Raw genomic sequence first — 20,650 nt, 5'->3', positions numbered from 1 at the left:
ACGTCCATGTCCCGTAAGATGGTAACCATTGACGGTAACCAGGCCTGTACCCATGTGGCCTACGCAACCAGCGAAGTCATCACCATTTACCCGATCACCCCCTCCACCCCGATGGCGGCCGAGTCCGATGTCAAGGCCGCTGCCGGTCAGAAGAACATCTGGGGCTCGGTGCCGGTGGTCACCCAGATGCAGTCCGAAGGCGGGGTGGCCGGGTCGTTGCACGGCTCCCTGGCAACCGGTGTTTTATGCACCACCTTCACCGCCTCCCAGGGCCTGCTGCTGATGCTCCCCAATATGTACAAAATCGCCGGCGAGCTGACCCCGACCGTGTTCCATATCACCGCCCGGTCGATTGCCTGCCAGGGACTGTCGATCTTCGGCGATCACAGCGACGTGATGGCGGTCCGCCAGACCGGCTGGGGCATGCTCTGTTCCCGGAACGTCCAGGAGTGCCAGGACATGGCCCTGATCTCCACCCAGGCCTCGCTCAAATCCCGCATCCCCTTTCTCCATTTCTTTGACGGCTTCCGGACCTCCCACGAGATCCAGAAGATCGAGCAACTCACCAATGAGGACATGGCGGCGATCATTGACGAGGAGCTGATCGCGGCCCACCGTCAACGGGCCCTGACCCCGGACCGGCCGACCATCCGCGGTACGGCCCAGAACCCGGACGTCTACTTTATCGGCCGGGAAACGGTGAACAAGTACTACAACGCCGTACCCGGCATCATCCAGGAGACCATGGACCGGTTCGCCGAACTCACCGGCCGGCAGTATCACCTGTTTGACTACCACGGCGCGCCTGATGCCGAGGATATCGTGGTGATGATGGGCTCCGGCTGCGAGACCGTTGCCGCCACTGTCGATTATCTGGCCTCCCAGGGCAGGAAGATCGGCCTGGTCATCGTCCGTCTGTTCCGGCCCTTTGATACCAGGGCCATGGTCAACGCCATGCCGGCCTCGGTCAAGCGGATCACCGTGCTCGACCGCACCAAGGAGCCGGGTTCCACCGGCGACCCCCTGTATCTCGACGTCCGCGCCGCGGTCGGCGAGACGGCCGAGGCCAACCGGACGGCCGGCCAGCCGATCATCCTGAGCGGCCGCTACGGCCTCGGCTCGGCCGAGTTCACCCCGGCCATGGTCAAGGCGGTGTTCGACAACATGACCGCCTGGGCCCCGAAGAACCATTTCTGTGTCGGACCTGCCGACGATGTGGCCTTTACCAGCCTGGACTATGACAAATCCTTCAGTATCGAGGGCGACGAGGTCTACCGGGCCATGTTCTACGGCCTGGGCTCGGACGGCACCGTGGGCGCCAACAAGAACACCATCAAGATTATCGGCACAGAGACCGATAACAACGCCCAGGGCTATTTTGTCTACGACTCCAAGAAGTCCGGCTCGATCACCACCAGCCATCTCCGCTTCGGCAAGAACCCGGTGGTGGCGCCCTACCTGATCAACAAGGCCAACTTCATCGCCTGCCACAACTTCTCCTTCCTGGACAAGTATGACATGCTGGCCAACCTGGAGGACAACGGCACCTTCCTCCTGACCACCACCTTTGACAAGAAGCAGATCTGGAAACACCTGCCCGCCAAGGTCCAGCAGCAGTTGATCGACAAGAAGGCCAAGTTCTACATCATCGACGCCATCAGCCTGGGCCAGGCCCTGGGTCTCGGCGCCCGGATCAATATGATCATGCAGACCGCCTTCTTCCTGATCTCCGGCATCCTGACCAAGGCCGAGGCGATCAAGGCGATCAAGGACGCGATCAAGAAGACCTATGGCAAGAAGGGTGACAAGGTCGTGCAGATGAACTACGACGCGGTGGACGGCGCGGTGAGCAATATCGTCGCGGTCAAGGTGCCTGCCAGGATCAGCGGTCACCAGATGCCGCCGGTGGTCCCCGAGGACGCCCCGGACTTTGTCAAGCAGGTCACTGCCAAGATGATCGAGGGCAAGGGCGAGGAGATCAAGGTCTCCCAGATGCCGGACGACGGCACCTGGCCCACTGCCACCACCCAGTACGAAAAACGCAATATCGCGGTTTCCGTGCCCGAATGGCTGCCGGAGAACTGCATCCAGTGCGGTCAATGTTCCATGGTCTGCCCCCATGCCGCCATCCGGCTGAAGATCGTCAAGGACAGTGATCTGAAGCGGGCGCCCAGGTCGTTCAAGAGCGTCAAGGCGGTGGGCAAGAAGTTCAGCGGCCGCCAGGCGACCATCCAGGTCTTTACCGAGGACTGCTGCGGCTGCACCCTGTGCCTCAACACCTGCCCGGCCAAGAAAAAGGCCCTGCAGATGGTTGCCAATACCGAGGCCCTCGGCAAGGTCGAGGCCAGAAACGTAAAATACTTCCTCAATCTGCCGGAGATCGATCCCACCGAGATCAACCCGGCCACGGTCAAGGGCAGCCAGCTGCTGCGACCGCTGTTCGAGTTCTCCGGGGCCTGCGCCGGCTGCGGCGAGACCCCCTATATCAAGCTGGCCAGCCAGATGTTCGGCGACCGGATGCTGGTGGCCAATGCCACCGGCTGCTCCTCGATCTACAGCGGCAACCTGCCCACCACCCCCTACTGCAAGCGGGGCGACGGACGGGGCCCGGCCTGGGCCAACTCGCTGTTTGAGGACAATGCCGAGTTCGGTCTCGGGATGCGCGCCTCGGTGAACAAACTGAGCGCCCAGGCAGTGGAGTTGCTCGACCAGGCGGTGGCAGCCAAGCTGATCACCAGGAAGATGGCAGGCGACCTGATTTCCGCCCCGCAGAAGAGCCAGCAGGAGATCGAGGCCCAGCGCGACCGGGTGGCCAAGCTGAAAGCCAAGCTCAAAGGCAGCGACAATGTCATTGCCAAACGGCTGCTGCCGGTGGCTGATTACCTGGTCAAGAAATCGGTCTGGATCATCGGCGGCGACGGCTGGGCCTACGATATCGGCTACGGCGGCCTGGACCATGTGCTTGCCTCGGGCGAGAACGTCAATGTCCTGATCCTGGACACCGAGGTCTACTCCAACACCGGCGGCCAGATGTCCAAGTCGACCCCGCGCGCGGCCACGGCCCAGTTTGCCGCTGGCGGCAAGCGGATGCCGAAAAAGGATATCGGCATGATCTTTTCCACCTACGGCAATGTCTATGTGGCCAAGGTGAGCATGGGCGCCAATCCCGGCCAGGTGGCCCGGGCCTTTGCCGAGGCCGAGGCCTATGACGGACCGTCGCTGATCATCGCCTATGCCCACTGCATCAACCACGGCCTCAACCTGGCCAAGGGCCTGGAGCAGCAGAAGCTGGCGGTTAAATGCGGACACTGGCCCCTTTACCGCTACAATCCCGAACTGGAAGAGACGGACAAGAACCCGCTCCACATCGATTCCAAGGCGCCGTCGATTCCCTTTGCCGAGTATGCCTTGAACGAGAACCGCTACCGGGCCCTGAAGATGACCAACCCGGCAATGGTCGACGAGTTGATGGCCCTGGTGCAGAAGGACGTGGAAAAGGGTTGGAAGTTCCTGGAAGGCCGGGCCAAGGCCCTGGAGCCGGGCCAGGATTAATTTCAATTGGTCGGTTAAACTGATCCCAAACAAAAAAAACGGGTGGCGGAAATTCCGCCACCCGTTTTTTTATTTGCCCGCAATCCGGGTTTACTTGCCCTTGGCCGCCTGTTTCCTTTCAAATTCCTGCCTGAGATCCCGCCACTCGGCCTCGGCCTTCTCCTCCATGGCCCGGCCCTTTTCCTCGTGACTCCTTTTCAGCTCCTCGACCTTGGCCTTGAGTTTCTCCTCCTTGACCTTGACATCATTGGTGCCGAAAAGCATGGAGGCGAGCAGCTTGTAGGACCAGAGGATCAGTTCCACGTCATCTTCCCTGATCGTATCCAGGGTCTCCCGGTCCACCTCGTAGTTGTCAAGAAACGAGGTCTCGAAGATGAACTTGCGCAACTGGTCGATATCAGTGCTGGCCATGAAGAACATCCGCTTGGCCTGCTCGCTCAAGGTCGCCTGAAAGCCGAATGACTTGCGCCGCATGACAATCTCCATCCAGCCCTTGTTCATCTTGTCTCTCAAGTCAACCCCCTGGTCCTCCCGCCAGTCGCGGATGGTCCAGGTCCGGTCCTCTGCAAACCCCTGGCAATGGTCCTCCTTGACGATGAAGTAGAACTGCTCCTCTTCCTGCTCATCCTGGGTGCCCTCGTGGAAGTTGGCCATCCCCACCGGGTAGTAGCGGCAGGCCGTGGGCCGGTCGGTGTAGACGCTGCAGCCCCTGGTCTCGGATTCGAGAAACGGACAGATCCCCTGCTCGTTCATTTTAATGATCACCCCGGGGAAATCAGTCTTCTGCAGATAGGTGGGCTCGGCATAGGTATGGATAAATTCGGCGGCATCCATGTTCAGCCGGCGGCGGAGCATGAGGATGTCGTATGGGGTGAGCACGATTTTGATATTCCGGCAGCACTGGGTGAAACAGGGAACACCGGGATGACAACGAAACTTGATCTTGTCTTTCAGGGTATATTTGCTCGGCAGGACCTTGCTGGGGTTGGTCTCTGTGCCGAAAAGGGTCTTCTCCCTGCCGTGGTTGCTGGCTTTACTCATTATCCTTGTCCTTTCTTGTTTGCCTTGATTGCCTTTCATCGGTTAAAAACGCCGGGCCGCTGTTTTGTACCATGGCACCCTAATCATGGTCCAACCTAATTGCAATATTCACCCATAAAAAAACAGGACCAGGGGCATCGCCGATCTTGCAACTATCCGGGTAACACAGTAGTAAGGATCTACCGGATTGGTTGCGCCCCGTTAAACCGTAAACCTCTTAACCTGATAATCCAGATGTTGATCGATACCAGCGTTGACGGCCATGTCCACACCCGCCTCTGCCACCACGCCCGGGGCACGATGGAGGAGTACGTGCAATCCGCCGTGGCCAGGGGGCTGGCCCGGATCATCTTTCTCGAACACCTGGAGGAAGGGATCAGCTATTTTGAGACCACCTGGCTCACGGACCGGGATTTTGACGGATACTTCCAGGAGGGGGAACGGCTGCAGAAAAAATACCGGCACCGGATCGAGATCGGCCTCGGGGTGGAGGTGGGCTACAACCCCCGCTGCGGGGCAAGGATCCGGGACCGGCTGGCTGCCCATCCCTGGGACCGGATCGGCATCTCCTACCACTTCCTCCAGGCCCGGGGCCGCCATCTCAACCTGGTGAGCCACCAGCAGAGCAATATCAAGGCCCTGCGGGCCGCGGGTCCCGAAGCCGTGATCAGCGCCTATCTCCGCACCCTGCGCCAGGCGGTTCTGGAGTTGCCGGGCACGGTGCTCTGTCATTTCGACGCCATGCTCCGCTATGTGCCCGGCGTTTCCTTTACCGACGAGCATCAACCACTGATCGGTGAACTCCTGGACGCGGTTGCCGCAAAGAAAATGGCCGTGGAGGTGAACACCTCCGGCTATCCGATCAGAAACGAGCCCTTCCCGTCCGTGGCCCTGCTCAGGGAGGTGGTCAAACGATCCATCCCGCTCACCGCCGGCTCCGATGCCCACCGGCCCGAGGAGGTGGGCCGCTACTTCGACGAGTTGAAACTCCTGGGCCAAGCACTGGCCCGCTGAAACAGTGCTGGTCACGATACACCCGATGACCGGTCAGCTTGAAACGATTCAAACGGTTAACCGCATATGCAGGCGATGATTCCGGCGGCCGGTCTCGGGACCAGGCTGCGCCCCTATACCCTGCTCAGGCCCAAGCCCCTGCTGCCGATACTGGGCATTCCCCTGCTTGATCTGACCATCGGCGCCCTGCGCCGGGCCGGCGCCGCCACCATCCTGGTCAATGCCCATCATCTCAAGGAACAGATCCGGGCCGCGGTTACGGGCCGGGCCGGCATCGTTCTCCAGGAAGAAGAAAAAATTCTCGGCATCGGCGGCGGCCTGCGGCTGGCCCTTGCCCGTCTCGGCCCGGAGCCGCTGCTGGTGGTGAACGGTGATATTTATCATGATCTTGACCTGGGCGATATTTACCGGCGTCACTGCCAAAGCGGCGCCGAGGTGACCATGGTGCTCCACGACTTTCCCCGGTTCAACTCGGTGCTGGTGCGCCAGGGGAATGTCCATGGTTTTGCCCGGCCGGACACAGGGGTTGCCGGCAACATGCGCCGGCTGGCATTTACCGGGATCCATGTTCTCAACCCCGAGCTTCTCCGGCCGATCCCGGCAACCGGTTTCGCCGATATCATCGACCGGTACCGGGATATTCTGAAATCCGGGACCACAATCCGGGCCGAGGTGGTAAGCGGCCACTTCTGGACCGACATCGGCACCATACCCGATTACCTGGCCCTTAACCGCGGCCTGTTAAAGGGAAATATCCCGGCCTGTGCCGAGCTTGCCGGAATCGTTGCCCAGGGCCCGCTCCACTGCGCCCCGGGCGTTGACCTGGGCCCGGGGGTAAGGCTGCGCAACTGGGTTTTTATCGGCGCAAACGCCCGGATCGGTGCCAATGCCGAACTGAGCGGATGTGTGGTCTGGGAGAACGGAAATGTTCCAGCCAACATGGTGCTTGCCAAGGCGATCATCCCCGATGCGGCTTTACCGGCCGTCCCCCCGGAGGCTTGACAGTAATCGCGAAATACTGTAAAAGGTCGGACCTTGTCCCAGATTTGAAACCAAGAGCAGCAACCGGTTGGCCGGACAATACTGTCTGTAACCGCCGATGCTCCCAGCCCGACGCACCCCATGCACCTTGAACAGCTGGAACCCCCTGACCTGCCCGAAGCCGTAATAACCTGCCTGTTGCAGATGGACCGGACAACGGATGATTGTTGCGCCGTGCAACCCATGGCCGGCGACGGCTCGGACCGGCATTTCTTTCGCCTGACCTTCCGGGACGGCGCCACTCTGGTTGCAATTCTGCCCGGACCGGATGAAAAAAGCATGGCCGAGGCCCGGGCCGCTCACCGGATCGGCATCCACCTGTTCCAACGCGGTGTACCAGTGCCGGAGATCCTTGCATTTGACCCCGGGTCAGGGGCCCTGCTCTGCGAGGACCTCGGCACCGTCCTGCTCCAGGATGCCGCGGCCCTGGCCTCGCCCGAAGAACGGCTGGCGCTTTATCGACAGGCCATTGAGGTGCTTGTCCATATGCAGCTCAGCGGCTGTCAGGGGTTCGATCCCGGCTGGTGCTGGGACACGGTGCGCTATGACAAGGAATTGATGCTCACCCGGGAATCCGGCTATTTCCTTGAGGCATTCTGCAAAAACGACCTGGGACTGAAGAAACTGCCCAAGGGGCTTGACAGGGAGTTCCAGCGCCTTGCCGCCAGGGGCGCCGGCAGCCCGGCTGGTTTTTTCCTGCACCGCGACTTCCAGTCCCGCAACCTGATGGTCCTTGACAACCGGATCCGGGTGATCGACTTCCAGGGCGGACGATTAGGACCGTTACCCTATGATCTCGCCTCCCTGCTCCTGGACCCCTACGTGGCCCTGGACGGATTCCTGCAGAAAAGGCTGCGGGAATACTATCTCGACCTGCTCGAAGAGCGACTGGACATCGACCGGCAAAGGTTTCGCCGGGACTATGCCCAGCTTGCCCTGCAACGCAACCTGCAGATCATCGGCGCCTTTGCCTTTCTTTGCCGGGAGAAACACAAAAAATTCTTCCGCCCCTATCTCAAACCGGCGGTAAAGTCCCTGTACGAACAACTTGCAATGACAACAGGGGCCGACTATCCTTGTCTGCGTCAGCTGTCCGCCTTCTGCCTGACCCAGTTGGGCCGGCCGGCGGGATAACGCGAATGTAAAATTAAGAACAGAGACGTCTTGTCACCTCTTGATACTTCCGCGGTTCGATATTCTTGATTCTTGATTCTTAATTCTACATTCTTAATTCTTAATTATATATTCATATCCCATGTCATCCTCCGCCCCTGACCAGGCCAGTACCATCGTCGCCCTGATCGGCCGTCCCAATGTGGGCAAGTCCACCCTGTTCAACCGGATAACCCGCTCCCGGCAGGCCATTGTCGATCCGACCCCCGGGGTGACCCGGGACCGGCATTATGACCGGGTGGTATGGGACGAGCGGCAGTTCATCCTGATCGATACCGGGGGGCTCGATCCGGACGGCGCGGAAGACTCCCTGGCCGGTCATATCCAAGAACAGACCATGCAGGCGATCAACGAGGCCGACGTGCTTCTCTTTATTCTCGACGGCCGGGAAGGGCTGACCACCGCGGACCATGAGATCGCCGCCCTGCTCCGCCGTACCGACAAGCCGACCTATTATCTGGTCAACAAGGTGGACAGCCCCGAGCTGGAGGCGCAACTGCTGCCCCAGTTTTACGAACTGGGGGTGGAAAAACTATGGCCCCTGGCCGCTGAGCACGGCTACGGGCTCCGGGACCTGCAGGATGCGTTGCTCAGCGCCCTCAGGCCGGCCCCGACCAGCCGGCTCTATCCGGAGGGGACCATCCGGCTGGCCTGCTTCGGCCGGCCCAACGTGGGCAAGTCGTCATTGATCAACCGGCTGCTGGGCCAGGAGCGGATGCTGGTCTCGGAGATTCCCGGCACCACCCGGGACGCGGTTGACACCCTGCTCGGCAAGGGCAAAAAAAACTACCTGCTGATCGATACCGCCGGCATCCGCCGCAAGGGCAAGGTCCGGGAAAAACTGGAAAAGTTCAGCGTTATCCGCGCCCTGGCCAGCATGGAGCGATGCGATGTGGCCCTGATCCTGATCGATGCCGAGGAAGGGATCACCGACCAGGACACCAAGGTGATCGGCTATACCCAGGAACAGGGCCGGGGCTGCATCCTGGTGGTGAACAAGTGGGATCTGGTCAGGGGAGACGGCAAGGAGCAGCGCCGGATCCTGGACGAACTGGCCCGGGCCACCCCCTTTGTCGAGTTCGCCCCGGTGATCACCCTGTCGGCCCTGACCGGCGCCAGGGTAAATCAGCTCTTTCCCGCCATCAACGCGGTGTTTCAGCAGTACCAGCAAAAATTCCCCACCAACCGGCTCAATCTGCTGCTGCAAAAGGCCGTTGATGCCCATCCGCCCCCCATGGTCCGCGGCCGGCGGCTCAAGTTTTATTTTACCACCCAGATCAAGACAAAACCGCCCTGCTTTGCCATTGTCACCAACGGCCCCAAGGACGTGCATTTCTCCTACCAGCGCTACCTGACCAACCGCTTCCGCGCCGGCCTGGGCCTGGACAAATGCCCGGTCAAGATAGTATTCCGCGAACGAAGCAAGAGAAAACCGCGCAGATAGATAGTGCCCGTCTCCTTGCCGTTGGCACGGCTCCGGACCGGCTTGTCTCCGGTCCCCGAACCATGGGTGGTGTCCGTGCGTAACCAGTGTCTGCCCTTGATTTCCGGACAGACACTGACCAGCATGGCTGAACCATGATTTTAGGGCCGCAGCCACAACGAACTATGATGGACGCGTAACAATCCAAAATGCTTCAAATGCCACCCAATAAAATCAACAAGTTACAACATGACACACGTCCGTCTCGCGGGTTGTTGCGAGACCGACAACTATGAAAATCTCCCCGGACAGCGAGCTTCGTCCGGCACGACTTTCAGATAAACTGATCACAGGAACCGTTCACCAGGGGCTACGGATTTACGGAAACCACCGGCCGGTAAGCATTTACCAGGGCCACGGATTCGTGCAAGCAGGCCGGCGAATCCATAGTATGCCTATGTGAGCCGGCCTGATCGTGCGAAGATGGGGTGCTGGTGAACGCTTACGATCACAGGGTGTGCGTCCCTGCGGACTCAAGCAGGTGGTCGACAAAGGCCCGGTACTGGTGGGGCAGGGTGCGGAGGGTGCTGGTGACCAGGTAGAAAGAACGGCGCATGACCAGGCCGCGCACCTCGATCCGGACCAGTTTGCCGGTTTTCAGCTCCTCCCGGACCGCCAGCAGGGAGAGGATCGACACCCCCAACCCGGCCCGCATCGCCTCCTTTACCGAGGCAGTGGAACCCAGGGTGGCCACCGTGTTCAGTTGACCGACCGCCAGCCCGCTGGAGACGAGAAACTCCTCCATGCACTTCCGGGTGCCCGAGCCCTGCTCCCGGAGCAGGAAGGGCAGCTTCTTCAACTCACCCAGGCTGATCTCCTGCCTGGCCACCATGCCGGGCCCTGCGGCCAGGATCAGCTCGTCGGCCGCCAGCGGCCGGTAGGAGAGCCTGGCCGCTTTATCCCTGGCGCCGACAACACCGAGCAGCAGTTCATGGGCCAGCACCTTTTCCGTGACCCGGCGCGAGTCGTCGATAAGAATGGTGAACGACATCTCCGGGTATTTTTTTTTAAAGGCCGCGGCCAGGGCGGGCAGGATATAGGTGCCGGGGATGGTACTGGCGCCCAGGACCACCTCGCCCTTCATCCGGCCGGCGGCAGCGGACAGCTCCTCCTCCAGCGCGGCAAAATCGTCCAGCAGCTGGAGCACCTTGGGATAGATGGTCTCCGCCTCTCCGGTCGGGAGGATCGAGCGGCCCAGCCGGTCGAAAAGCCGGCAGTCAAGGGTTGCCTCCAGGTTCTTGATATGCTCGCTGATGGTCGGCTGGCTGATGTTCAGCTCCCGGGAGGCCAGGGTGAAACTCAGGTTTTTGTAGACACTGGCGAAAATTCGCAAATGATGGATATCCATGTTTCCTATCCCGTTATATGAAAGTCGCCCCTGGCGGGGTCCTTGCCGTGCCCCGGTGATCTCTTTCATTGTTTCGTTGCAGCCGGCCAATTACGGTCCGGCCATGGGGTTGACCGGTGGCGCCGACAGGCGGAATGCAATATCCCAGCATAACACCGAACCTGGTTTTGCCAAAGGATCAATTCCCGGCAACTGCCCCGGCCCGTACCTGCTGGATGAAATCCCGCCAGAGCGGGGCCGCGATCCGGCCGCCGGTGGCAGCACGGCCCATGGAATGCGGCCGGTCAAAGCCGACCCAGACCCCGGCGGCCAGGCGGGGGGTATAGCCGATGAACCAGGCATCGACATTGGCGTCGGTGGTGCCGGTCTTGCCGGCCACCGGCCCGGAAATCCCCTTGCCGGCCGCCCTGCCGGTGCCATCGGTGACCACCCGGGCGAGCATCCGGGCAATGGCATCGGCCACGGCCGGGGCCAGCACCTGGACCGGCCGGGGTTTATTCTCTTCCAGAAGCCGGCCGTTGCGATCATAAATCTTTTCAATAAAGAACGGGGCCTGGTAACGGCCATGGTCGGCAAAAACAGTGTAGGCGTTGGTCAGTTCCAGCAGGGAGATCCCGGCCGAACCCAGGGCCAGGGAGAGGTCGGCGGGCAGCGGGGCGCTGATCCCCATTCGCCGGGCCAGGCCGACCACCTGTTTCACTCCCACTGCCTGCAACAGTTTAATGGTGACGATGTTGTTGGACCTGATCAGGGCCTCGGACAGGGTCATGGGTCCGTGAAACCTGCGGTCAAAGTTCTGCGGGGCCCAGACCTTGCCGCGGCCGGCGCCGGGCAGGTGCAGCGGGCTGTCATCAAGCACCGATTGCGGGGTAAAACCCTGTTCCAGGGCCGCGGCATAGACCAGCGGCTTCATTGCCGAACCAGGTTGCCGCCGGGCCTGGACAGCCCGGTTGTACTGACTTTGCTCAAACCCGGTGCCGCCGGCCACCCCCCGCACCTTACCACTGCCCACCTCAATGGCAACCAGCCCGGCCTGGACCGTTTCACCATTCCGGTCAACAATCCCCAGCCCGGCTATCCCCTGGGCCAGGGTCTGTTCAGCTGCCCGCTGCACGGTCTGATCCAGGGTGGTGACAATGGTCAGCCCGTCGGTATTGAGCCGGCCGGCGCCATATTTCTTCTCCACCAGCCGGCGCACCTGCTGGACAAAATAACGGTTCCCGGACCATGATACGGCCGGGGCCAGGACCAGGGGCCGGCCATAGGCCCGGCGCGCCTCTTCAGCACTGATATACCCTTCCTCGGCCATCCGGTTGAGTACATAGGCCTGCCGTCGCCGGGCCAGGGTCATGTTCTTCCGCGGCGAGTACCGGCTCGGCGACTGCGGCAGCCCGGCCAGCAAGGCGATCTCTCCCAGGGTGAGATCGCCGATTTTTTTATTGAAATAGGTCTCAGCCGCGGCCCCCACCCCATAGGCCCGATCGCCGAGATAGATCTGGTTGAGATAGATATAGAGGATCTCGTCCTTGGACAGCTGGGAGTCGATCCGATAGGCAAGAATCGCCTCCTTGATCTTGCGGGAATAGAGCTTTTTGCGGGACAACAGCAGGGCCCGGGTCACCTGCTGGGTGATGGTGCTGCCGCCGTGGGCGCTCCCCCTGGCACTGATATTATGGAGCATGGCCCGGAAGATGGACCAGATATCCACGCCGGGATGTTGATAGAACCGGGAATCCTCGGCCGCGACAAAGGCCTTGGCCAGGAGCGGCGGCATCTCGCTGATCGGCACCACCAGTCGATTTTCCTTAAAGAAACGGGCCACCACCCGGCCGTGCCGGTCCAGGACCCGGCTGGTCATCGGCGGCCGGTAGGCGGCAACCGATTGCAGCCTCGGCACGTCAAGGAGAAGGTAGAGATAAAGGAGTCCGCCGACAAACAGGGTAAGGGTTGCGGCGATTGCCAGCAGAAAAATCGACAGCTGAACATGGCTCCAGGGAGCGGGCCGGGGTCGCCGGCCGGGACGCCGGGCCGGCCGGGGCCGGGACCTTTTTTTTGCCGTGGTCAGCGACCGGGTCGACCGGGGCCGGCCGGCGGCCCGGTTACCGGGGCGAGGGGCCATGGAGTTGTTCCCGCCTTGTATTCAGAAGGTGAAAATGGTATGTTTTGTAACTTCACATAGTTGGACTGGCCGAATTCAGAAAATCCAGCGAACCGCGTCATCGCCCCACCTATGTAACACGATCATCTGCTCCTGAAAACGGAAAACTGTACTGACCCGGGTTCAACCAGTCTACTTCAACTTTATCGGAGTCTTTTTTGTCCAAGATCACGATCCTGTCCGAACATCTTGCCAATCAGATAGCCGCCGGCGAGGTCATTGAACGACCGGCCGCGGTGGTCAAGGAATTACTGGAAAACGCCATTGACGCCAATGCCCGCCGGGTGACCATCGAGGTGGCTGGCAGCGGCACCCGGTTGATCCGGGTGATGGACAACGGCGACGGCATGGACCAGGACGATCTACTCCTCTGCCTGGAACGGCACGCCACCAGCAAACTTGCCGGCCCGGCCGCCGACGCGGCCAAGCTGGCCGCAATCCGCACCCTCGGGTTCCGCGGCGAGGCCATCCCGAGTATTGCCTCGGTGGCCAGACTGACCATCACCTCCAGGACCCGCGAGGCGCAACTGGGCGCCATGGTGGAGGTGGCCTACGGCCGGGTGCTCAAGGTCCATGAAACCGGCTGCCAACAGGGCACACTCCTTGAGGTACGCAACCTGTTCGGCAACCAGCCGGCCCGGAAAAAATTCTTAAAGAGCAATCGCACCGAGTTGGGACACATCGAAGAGGTGGTAAAAAACCACGGCCTGGCCGCGCCCGGCCTCGGGATCACCTATGTTGTCGAGAACCGGACCGTGCTCAACCTGCCGGCTGGCACTGATTCCGGCGAACAACGGTTCCGCCGGGTTCTCGGTCGCCAGGCCCCGGCCCCGCTGCTTGAGATAATCGCCAGCATTGAGGAACGCGGGCTCACCATCAGCGGCTGGCTCCTGCCGCCGGACGAGGCGGCCGCCGGATCGGCCCGGCTCCGGCTGTTTGTCAACGGCCGGGCGATCAAGGACCGGATGCTGGTCCATGCCGTGCATGAGGGGCTGGCCGGTTTCATGATGAAGGGCCGCACCGCGGCCGGGGTCCTGTTTCTCGACCTGCCGCCCACGGCCGTGGATGTGAACGTGCACCCCACCAAACAGGAGGTCCGCCTCCAGGACGCGCGATTCATCCACCAGCAGATGGCAACCGCGGTTCGGCGGGCCATGGCCGCCTACCAGGAGCAGGCCCGCTTCTCGCTGTTCGGCCGCGGCGAGGAATCAGGCCCCGGACCGGTCCGGGTGGGCCGGCCGGCAACCGCTTCCCTGTTGAGCGATCAACCCGGCACCGCCGCGGCGGCCCGGGTCTACGAGCAGCAGCATCCGCTCCCCCCGGGACCACCATCTCCATACCTTGAGGAACCGCGGCCCTCCTATGCCGGGCCGCTTGCCGATGCTGAAACAACGCCATGGTCAACGCCCGGGGAGAGCGAACCGGCCGGGCCGGCGGGCCTGGTCCCCATCGGTCAGCTGTCCAACCTCTACATTCTCTGCCAGGGTGAAGACGGCCTGGTGGTGATTGACCAGCATGCGGCCCATGAGCGGATTCTTTTTGAAGAGTTAAAAGAACAGTTTTCCCAGCGCCGGATAACCGGCCAGGCCCTGCTCTTTCCCAAAATAGTGGATCTCGGCCCGGACCTGGCCGAAACCCTGGACCGGAACCGGGAAGAACTGGACCGGCTCGGTTTCAACCTGGAGGAGTTCGGCGACGACAGTTATCTGATCAAGGCGGTACCAACGCTGTTGAGCCGCCTTGATCCGGAAGAGATCCTCCGGGATATTGTCGGCCGGCTCCAGGGCGATTCTCCCCGGCCCCGGGACAGCGGCCGCATCGACTCGATTCTGGCCACCATGGCCTGCAAGGCCGCGGTCAAGGCCGGCCGCCGGCTGCAGCCCGGGGAAACAGAAGGGTTGCTGGCCCGGATGCAGGCCGGCAACGCCTTTTCCCACTGTCCGCACGGAAGACCGACCTTCAAGTCATTCTCCATGGACGAAATCAAAAAGTGGTTCCATCGCGGCTGAAACAGAAAACGTAACCGTTCACCAAGGACTACAGATTTACGGAAACCACCGGCCGGTAAGCGTTTACCAGAAAACAACGAGGAGAACCGCCAATGGCGTCATCATCGGGACTCTACCTGCAACTCTTCAGCGTCCATGGCCTGATCAGAGGCGAATCCCCTGAACTGGGCCGCGACGCCGATACCGGCGGCCAGGTCAAATATGTCCTGGAACTGGCCCGGGCCCTGGCCGAGGACCCCCGGGTGGACCAGGTGGACCTGGTCACCCGCCTGATCGTGGACAAGGCCGTATCCAGGGAATATGCCCGCCCGGTGGAACCCCTGTCGGACAAGGCCCGGATCGTCCGGATCCAATGCGGCGGCCGCCGCTATATCCGCAAGGAACTGCTCTGGCCGCACCTGGACGAGATGGTGGACAAGGCCCTCAAGTTCGTCAAGGCCGAGGGCAGAATCCCCGACATATTCCACGGCCATTACGCCGATGGCGGCTATGTGGCCCGGAACCTGGCCAGCATCTTCGGTGCCCCCTTTATCTTTACCGGCCATTCCCTGGGCCGGCACAAGAAAAACCGGCTCATGGCCGAAGGGATGAGCGAGGAGGAGACCGTCCGCCGCTACCGGATCGACCACCGGATCGACGTGGAAGAACGGGTGATCAAGGAGGCGGAACGGATCATAACCAGCACCAGCCACGAGATCTCCGAGCAGTACGGCCTGTACGACAACTCCGCTGCCGGCCGCTACCGGGTCATCCCGCCGGGGATCGATATCCGGAACTTCTTCCCCTTTTACGAGCCCTACCTGGTCCAGCCCGAGGGCTACGAACAGCTCCAGCAGACCCACATAAGCCTGCTCCATGAACTGCACCGATTCTGGGTCGACCCGCAGAAGCCGTTCATTCTCGCCCTGTGCCGGCCGGACAAGCGCAAGAACATCTCCGGCCTGGTCACTGCCTACGGCGAGGACAAGGAACTGCGGGCCATTGCCAATCTGGCCATCTTCGCCGGGATCCGCAAGGACATCTCGCAAATGGAGGAAAACGAGCAGGGAGTACTCACCGAGATGCTGCTGCTGATGGACCAGTACGACCTGTACGGAAAAATGGCCATCCCCAAGACCCACGATTTCAGCATCGAGGTGCCGGAACTCTACCGGCTCTGCGCCGCCAGCATCGGCGTATTTGTCAATGCGGCCCTGCTCGAACCGTTCGGCCTCACCCTGATCGAGGCGGCCGCCTGCGGGGTACCGATCGTGGCCACCCGCGAGGGCGGGCCGGTTGACATCATCGGCAACTGCGACAACGGAATCCTGATCGACCCGGCCAACCCGGAAGAAATCGCCCGGGCGATCAAAAAGATCCTGGTGGACCGGAAACTGTGGGAACAATTTTCCAGCAACGGGGTGAACGGCGTCCGGGCTCATTACTCCTGGTCTCGCCACTGTGACCGGACCCTGGAACTGATCAACGAGGTCCTGGCCGAGATGCCGGCCACCGAACTGGACCGGACCACCACCCTCTCGCCGGGCCGGCGGCTGACCAACCTGAAAAAACTGGTCTTTAGCGACATCGATAACACCCTGGTCGGAGATACCCAGGCCCTTTATACCCTGCTGGACCTGTTCGACGTCCACCAGGACTACATCGGCTGGGGGGTGGCCACCGGACGCTGCCTGGGCATGACCGTCGCGGCCCTTAGAAAACACAATATCCCGGTGCCGGACATCCTGATCTGCTCGGTGGGTTCGGAGATCTTCTACGGACCGGACATCACCCCGGACCGGGGCTGGCAGCAACATCTCTCCTACCAGTGGAAACGGAACATGATCAAGGAGGCCCTGGACCGGCTCGACTTTCTCGACCCCCAGGAGGAAGAGGCCCAGCACCAGTTCAAGATCAGCTATTACATGAAAGACGACCCGGATCTGCTCGCCCGGGTCCACCAGACCCTGCAACTAAAAAAACTTCGCTACCAGCTGGTCTTCTCGCACGGCCAGTTCCTGGATATCCTGCCCTACCGGGCCTCCAAGGGGCGGGCGATCCGCTACCTCTCATACAAGTGGGGATTCCCGCTGCAGGACATATTGACCTGCGGTGACTCCGGCAATGACGAGGACATGCTCCGCGGCGACACCAGCGGGGTGGTGGTGGGCAATTACTCCAGGGAACTGCTCCATCTCAAGGGGCGCCGGCGTATCTATTTCAGCAGTAAAAAATATGCCAATGCCATTATTGACGGGCTGCGCCGCTACAACTTTATTTAATTGGAAAAAAAGATGGACAAATCGTTAACCAGTTTCATCGACCAGGACGAAATCGCCCTGTTGCAGGAGTTCCTCTTCTCGCTGAAAAAGCCGGAACCGCCGCCGATCTTCCTGCACAACGATATCCTGCTCGCCTTTGATCAATATCTCCGCCACGATCCGGAAAAGACCCGGCTCAACCTGCACAGCTCCCGCCGCTTTCTCCGCCGACTCCAGGAAATTCTCCTTGTAGAGAACAGCCTGATCCTGGTCTACCGCCACCGGCGGGCCAACTGCCGGATCTACCGGCTGCTCCCCGACAGCCCGGTGCTGGAACGGCTGGCCATTGACACCTTTCTCTTGATCAAGGAAAAACTGGTAAAACCGGACCTGCCCTACAACCATCTCCCCTTGAAGATCAACCTGGCGCCCTTTTACGACTACGGTCCCAGCCTGCGCGACCCGGATACCATCGGCGCCGGGATCAAGCACCTCAACTTCTACCTGTCCGCCAACCTGGCCCAGCACCCGGAAAAATGGCACCGGACCCTGTACGAGTTCCTCAAGCTCCACCAGATGCACGGGCTCCAGCTCCTGTTGGACGGTGACCGGATCCGCGACACCGAGGGGTTGGAAAGCGCATTGGAAGACGCCATGGACTTTCTTGAACGGTGCGAATGCCCCGATGACCTGGAGCCGATCAAGGAAAAACTCCGGCAGCTGGGTTTTCTGGACGGCTGGGGAGACAACGCGGCCCGGATCCTTGAGACCATGCAACTCCTCCAGGACACCCTGGAACAGCCCGACGGCGACACCCTGGAGGAGTTCCTGGCCCGGATCCCGATGATCTCCAAGGTGGCGATTATCTCGCCGCACGGCTGGTTCGGCCAGGAGAACGTCCTCGGCCGGCCCGACACCGGCGGTCAGGTGGTCTATATCCTCGACCAGGTCAAGGCCCTGGAATCATTCCTGCGAAAGGACCTGCGCCGGGCCGGCCTTGATATCGAGCCAAGGATAATAATCGTCACCCGGCTGATCCCGGAAAACGAGGGCACCACCTCTGACCTGCACCTGGAACATGTCCGCGGGACCGGCAACGTCCAGATCCTCAGGGTGCCCTTTCGTGATCCCCGGGGCGAGGTGGTCCCCCACTGGATCTCCCGCTTCCGGATCTGGCCCTATCTGGGCCGCTTTGCCACGGATGTGGAACAGGAGCTGCTGGATGAATTCGAGGGCCGGCCCGACCTGATCGTGGGCAATTACTCGGACGGCAACCTGGTGGCCACCATGCTGGCCAAAAACCTGGGCGTCATCCAGTGCAACATCGCCCATGCCCTGGAAAAATCCAAGTACCTGTTCAGCGACCTCTATTGGGAAAAATTCGAGCAGGAGTACAACTTCTCGACCCAGTTCATGGCCGACATCATCTCCATGAACCTGGCCAACTTCATCATCACCTCCACCCGCCAGGAGATCACCGGCACCGAGGAGACCATCGGCCAGTACGAATCATACCAGTTCTTCACCATGCCCGGGCTGATGCAGGTGACCAACGGCATCAACCTGTTCCATCCCCGGTTCAACGTGATTCCGCCGGGGGTCAGTCCGGAGTTCTTTTTCCCCTTTGACCAGCAGGAACGCCGCCCGGCGGACAGGAGCGGGGCGGTCCGCCGGCTCCTCCTGGAGACCGAGGATGAAAACTGTTTCGGCCGGCTGGAGCATCCCGACCGCCCGTTGATCTTTTCCATCTCCCGGCTGGACCGGATCAAGAACATCACCGGCCTGGTGGAGGCCTACGGCCGCAGCGAGCGACTTCGTGAGCAGGCCAACCTGCTGCTCATCGCCAGCACCATCGACCCCACCCTTTCCCGGGATGCCGAGGAGGAGGCGGAGATCCGCAAGATGCACGACCTGATCGAGCAGCACCAGTTGCACGGCCATATCCGCTGGATCGGCAAACTCCTGTCCAAGGAGGATACCGGCGAGGCCTACCGGGTGGTTGCCGACCTGGGCGGGATCTTTGTCCAGCCCGCCCTGTTCGAGGCCTTCGGCCTGACCATCCTCGAGGCCATGCACAGCGGCCTGCCGGTCTTTGCCACTGAATTCGGCGGACCCCAGGAGATCATCGAGGATGGCGTCTCCGGCTTTCTGATCAACCCGACCACCCCTGATCTACTGAACGAGAAACTGAGCGGGTTTCTCACGCGCTGCGGCAAAGAACCCGGCTACTGGCAGACCATCTCCGGCCAGGGCCGGGAACGGGCCCGGAGCCGCTTCACCTGGGATCTATACTGCCAGCGTCTCACCCGGCTGAGCAAAGTCTACGGCTTCTGGAAATACTCCACCTCCAATGTGGCCAAGGACCGGATGCGGCAGTACTGTCACCTGCTCTTTCAGCTTTTTTATAAACCCCGGGCCGATAAGTTGCTCACCCCGGACCACTGATCCAGCCACGCCTTCCTCTCTGCGGGACAATCATGATGAACTCGTAACAACCCGAAAGGTTTCAAATGCCACCCAATAAAATCAACAAGTTACAAGACGAATCACGTCCGTCGAGCGAGTTGTTGCGAGACCGACAATCATGCACAAACTAAAAATCCTCACCATCGGCGAAGTGGTCTGGGATATCTTCCCGGACCGGCAGGTGTTGGGCGGGGCCCCGCTCAACGTGGCCTACCAGCTCCACAGCCAGGGTCTGGAGGTAACCCCTGTCAGCCGGATCGGGGCCGACGATCTCGGCCGCCGCACCCTGGAAGAGATAGACAGGCTCGGCCTCTCCTGCCGGGGAATCCAACAGGACCCCGAACTGGCCACCGGCCGGGTGACGGTGACCATCGGCAACAACCATGAACCTGTTTTCAATATCATCGCCCCGGCGGCCTGGGATGCCATTGCCCTGGACCCGGCTCTCACCCGGATTGAAAAAAAACCGTTCCTGCTGGTGTTCGGCACCCTGGCCCAGCGATCACCGATCAGCCGGAAGACGATCCAAGCGCTCCGGCAATTGGCAACGATCCGCTGCTATGACGTCAATCTCCGCCCGCCCTTTACCACCCCGGATCTGGTCCGGGACTCCCTGGCCGCGGCCGACCTGGTCAAGATGAATGAAGAGGAACTCCAAACGGTCGCCAACTGGTTCGGGATCAGCGGCACGGAGCCGCGGGATCTCGGGACTGGACTGCGGAACCGCTTTGCCGTTAACATCCTGGTGGTCACCAGGGGGGCGGCCGGGGCATGGCTCCTCTGTCCGGACGGCTTCTTCAGCCATCCCGGTTTTCCGGTCAGGGTGGCTGATACGGTGGGATCCGGGGATGCCTTTTTCGCCGGGATCATCAAGGGATATCTGGCTGGCCGGGCCTGGCCCGAGACCCTGGCCCGGGCCAACCGCCGCGGTGCCTATGTCGCCTCCTCCAACGGGGCCACCCCCTCCATGGCCGGCCTCGATACCAGCTGATAAAAAGCGTAAGGTTTCGGTAAACCCCGTACGTTTGAGGTTGGACCGGGAAAGGGGTTTTCTTATAGCGAACGGTGTAGCGGACCCTGAGCCGCAGCCGTGACGGCAAAAGCGGAATTTGAAACAACTTCGGC

12 protein-coding genes are annotated in these 20,650 nt (G+C 61.2%); 9 read left to right on the top strand and 3 right to left on the bottom strand.

The window, feature by feature from the left end:
* The first annotated feature begins 6 nt into the window (after positions 1-6).
* Positions 7-3,552, top strand: coding sequence for a pyruvate:ferredoxin (flavodoxin) oxidoreductase (nifJ, locus tag L3J03_05660; GenBank protein MCF6290464.1), 3,546 nt, complete (start codon positions 7-9; stop codon positions 3,550-3,552).
* A 90-nt stretch (positions 3,553-3,642) separates the two neighbouring features.
* Here the strand turns inward: nifJ and L3J03_05655 are convergent, their stop codons facing one another.
* A complete protein-coding gene (locus L3J03_05655; GenBank protein ID MCF6290463.1) occupies positions 3,643-4,593 on the bottom strand; it encodes a YkgJ family cysteine cluster protein in 951 nt (316 codons plus the stop codon).
* A 234-nt stretch (positions 4,594-4,827) separates the two neighbouring features.
* Between L3J03_05655 and L3J03_05650 the strand changes: the two genes are divergently transcribed.
* The 4 genes from L3J03_05650 (at position 4,828) to der (ending at position 9,265) form a co-directional block, all read left to right on the top strand.
* Entirely contained in the window at positions 4,828-5,607 is a 780-nt protein-coding gene (locus L3J03_05650; protein ID MCF6290462.1) for a histidinol-phosphatase, read from the top strand.
* A 66-nt stretch (positions 5,608-5,673) separates the two neighbouring features.
* Positions 5,674-6,609: an NDP-sugar synthase gene (locus tag L3J03_05645; GenBank protein MCF6290461.1), complete on the top strand. Its 936-nt coding sequence runs from the start codon at positions 5,674-5,676 to the stop codon at positions 6,607-6,609.
* A 120-nt stretch (positions 6,610-6,729) separates the two neighbouring features.
* The gene (locus L3J03_05640; protein ID MCF6290460.1) at positions 6,730-7,782 is read left to right on the top strand and encodes a phosphotransferase; all 1,053 of its coding nucleotides are present in this window, start codon (positions 6,730-6,732) and stop codon (positions 7,780-7,782) included.
* A gap of 121 nt (positions 7,783-7,903) precedes the next feature.
* Positions 7,904-9,265, top strand: a complete 1,362-nt coding sequence (gene der, locus L3J03_05635) for a ribosome biogenesis GTPase Der (GenBank protein ID MCF6290459.1) — start codon at positions 7,904-7,906, stop codon at positions 9,263-9,265.
* Between the two features lie 487 nt (positions 9,266-9,752).
* Here the strand turns inward: der and L3J03_05630 are convergent, their stop codons facing one another.
* Both L3J03_05630 and L3J03_05625 read right to left on the bottom strand, forming a co-directional pair.
* Complete coding sequence (locus L3J03_05630; GenBank protein ID MCF6290458.1) at positions 9,753-10,652, bottom strand: LysR family transcriptional regulator; 900 nt, start codon at positions 10,650-10,652, stop codon at positions 9,753-9,755.
* A 178-nt stretch (positions 10,653-10,830) separates the two neighbouring features.
* Positions 10,831-12,771, bottom strand: a complete 1,941-nt coding sequence (locus L3J03_05625) for a PBP1A family penicillin-binding protein (protein ID MCF6290457.1) — start codon at positions 12,769-12,771, stop codon at positions 10,831-10,833.
* 197 nt (positions 12,772-12,968) lie between these two features.
* Here L3J03_05625 and mutL point away from each other — a divergent pair, with 197 nt between their 5' ends.
* The 4 genes from mutL (at position 12,969) to L3J03_05605 (ending at position 20,516) form a co-directional block, all read left to right on the top strand.
* Positions 12,969-14,819: a DNA mismatch repair endonuclease MutL gene (gene mutL / locus L3J03_05620; GenBank protein MCF6290456.1), complete on the top strand. Its 1,851-nt coding sequence runs from the start codon at positions 12,969-12,971 to the stop codon at positions 14,817-14,819.
* Positions 14,820-14,911: 92 nt separating this feature from the next.
* Positions 14,912-17,080, top strand: a complete 2,169-nt coding sequence (locus L3J03_05615; GenBank protein ID MCF6290455.1) for an HAD-IIB family hydrolase — start codon at positions 14,912-14,914, stop codon at positions 17,078-17,080.
* A 12-nt stretch (positions 17,081-17,092) separates the two neighbouring features.
* Entirely contained in the window at positions 17,093-19,504 is a 2,412-nt protein-coding gene (locus tag L3J03_05610; GenBank protein ID MCF6290454.1) for a sucrose synthase, read from the top strand.
* Between the two features lie 139 nt (positions 19,505-19,643).
* Positions 19,644-20,516 carry a carbohydrate kinase gene (locus tag L3J03_05605; protein MCF6290453.1) on the top strand — a complete coding sequence of 291 codons (873 nt, stop codon included), beginning with the start codon at positions 19,644-19,646 and terminating at the stop codon, positions 20,514-20,516.
* Positions 20,517-20,650 lie beyond the last annotated feature (134 nt).

It is taken from the genome of Desulfobacterales bacterium (genome assembly GCA_021647905.1).
In the GTDB taxonomy this organism is placed as follows: Bacteria; Desulfobacterota; Desulfobulbia; order Desulfobulbales; family BM004; genus JAKITW01.
The sequence above is the reverse complement of the archived record's forward strand: the minus strand, read 5'-3'. Positions and strand labels throughout refer to the sequence as shown.

What these genes read in the sequence shown, in the direction of transcription:
- nifJ (MCF6290464.1), top strand. Translation starts at nt 7, where the DNA reads ATGTCCCGTAAGATGGTAACCATTGACGGTAACCAGGCCTGTACCCAT.
- L3J03_05655 (MCF6290463.1), bottom strand. Translation starts at nt 4,593, where the DNA reads ATGAGTAAAGCCAGCAACCACGGCAGGGAGAAGACCCTTTTCGGCACA.
- L3J03_05650 (MCF6290462.1), top strand. Translation starts at nt 4,828, where the DNA reads ATGTTGATCGATACCAGCGTTGACGGCCATGTCCACACCCGCCTCTGC.
- L3J03_05645 (MCF6290461.1), top strand. Translation starts at nt 5,674, where the DNA reads ATGCAGGCGATGATTCCGGCGGCCGGTCTCGGGACCAGGCTGCGCCCC.
- L3J03_05640 (MCF6290460.1), top strand. Translation starts at nt 6,730, where the DNA reads ATGCACCTTGAACAGCTGGAACCCCCTGACCTGCCCGAAGCCGTAATA.
- der (MCF6290459.1), top strand. Translation starts at nt 7,904, where the DNA reads ATGTCATCCTCCGCCCCTGACCAGGCCAGTACCATCGTCGCCCTGATC.
- L3J03_05630 (MCF6290458.1), bottom strand. Translation starts at nt 10,652, where the DNA reads ATGGATATCCATCATTTGCGAATTTTCGCCAGTGTCTACAAAAACCTG.
- L3J03_05625 (MCF6290457.1), bottom strand. Translation starts at nt 12,771, where the DNA reads ATGGCCCCTCGCCCCGGTAACCGGGCCGCCGGCCGGCCCCGGTCGACC.
- L3J03_05615 (MCF6290455.1), top strand. Translation starts at nt 14,912, where the DNA reads ATGGCGTCATCATCGGGACTCTACCTGCAACTCTTCAGCGTCCATGGC.
- L3J03_05610 (MCF6290454.1), top strand. Translation starts at nt 17,093, where the DNA reads ATGGACAAATCGTTAACCAGTTTCATCGACCAGGACGAAATCGCCCTG.
- L3J03_05605 (MCF6290453.1), top strand. Translation starts at nt 19,644, where the DNA reads ATGCACAAACTAAAAATCCTCACCATCGGCGAAGTGGTCTGGGATATC.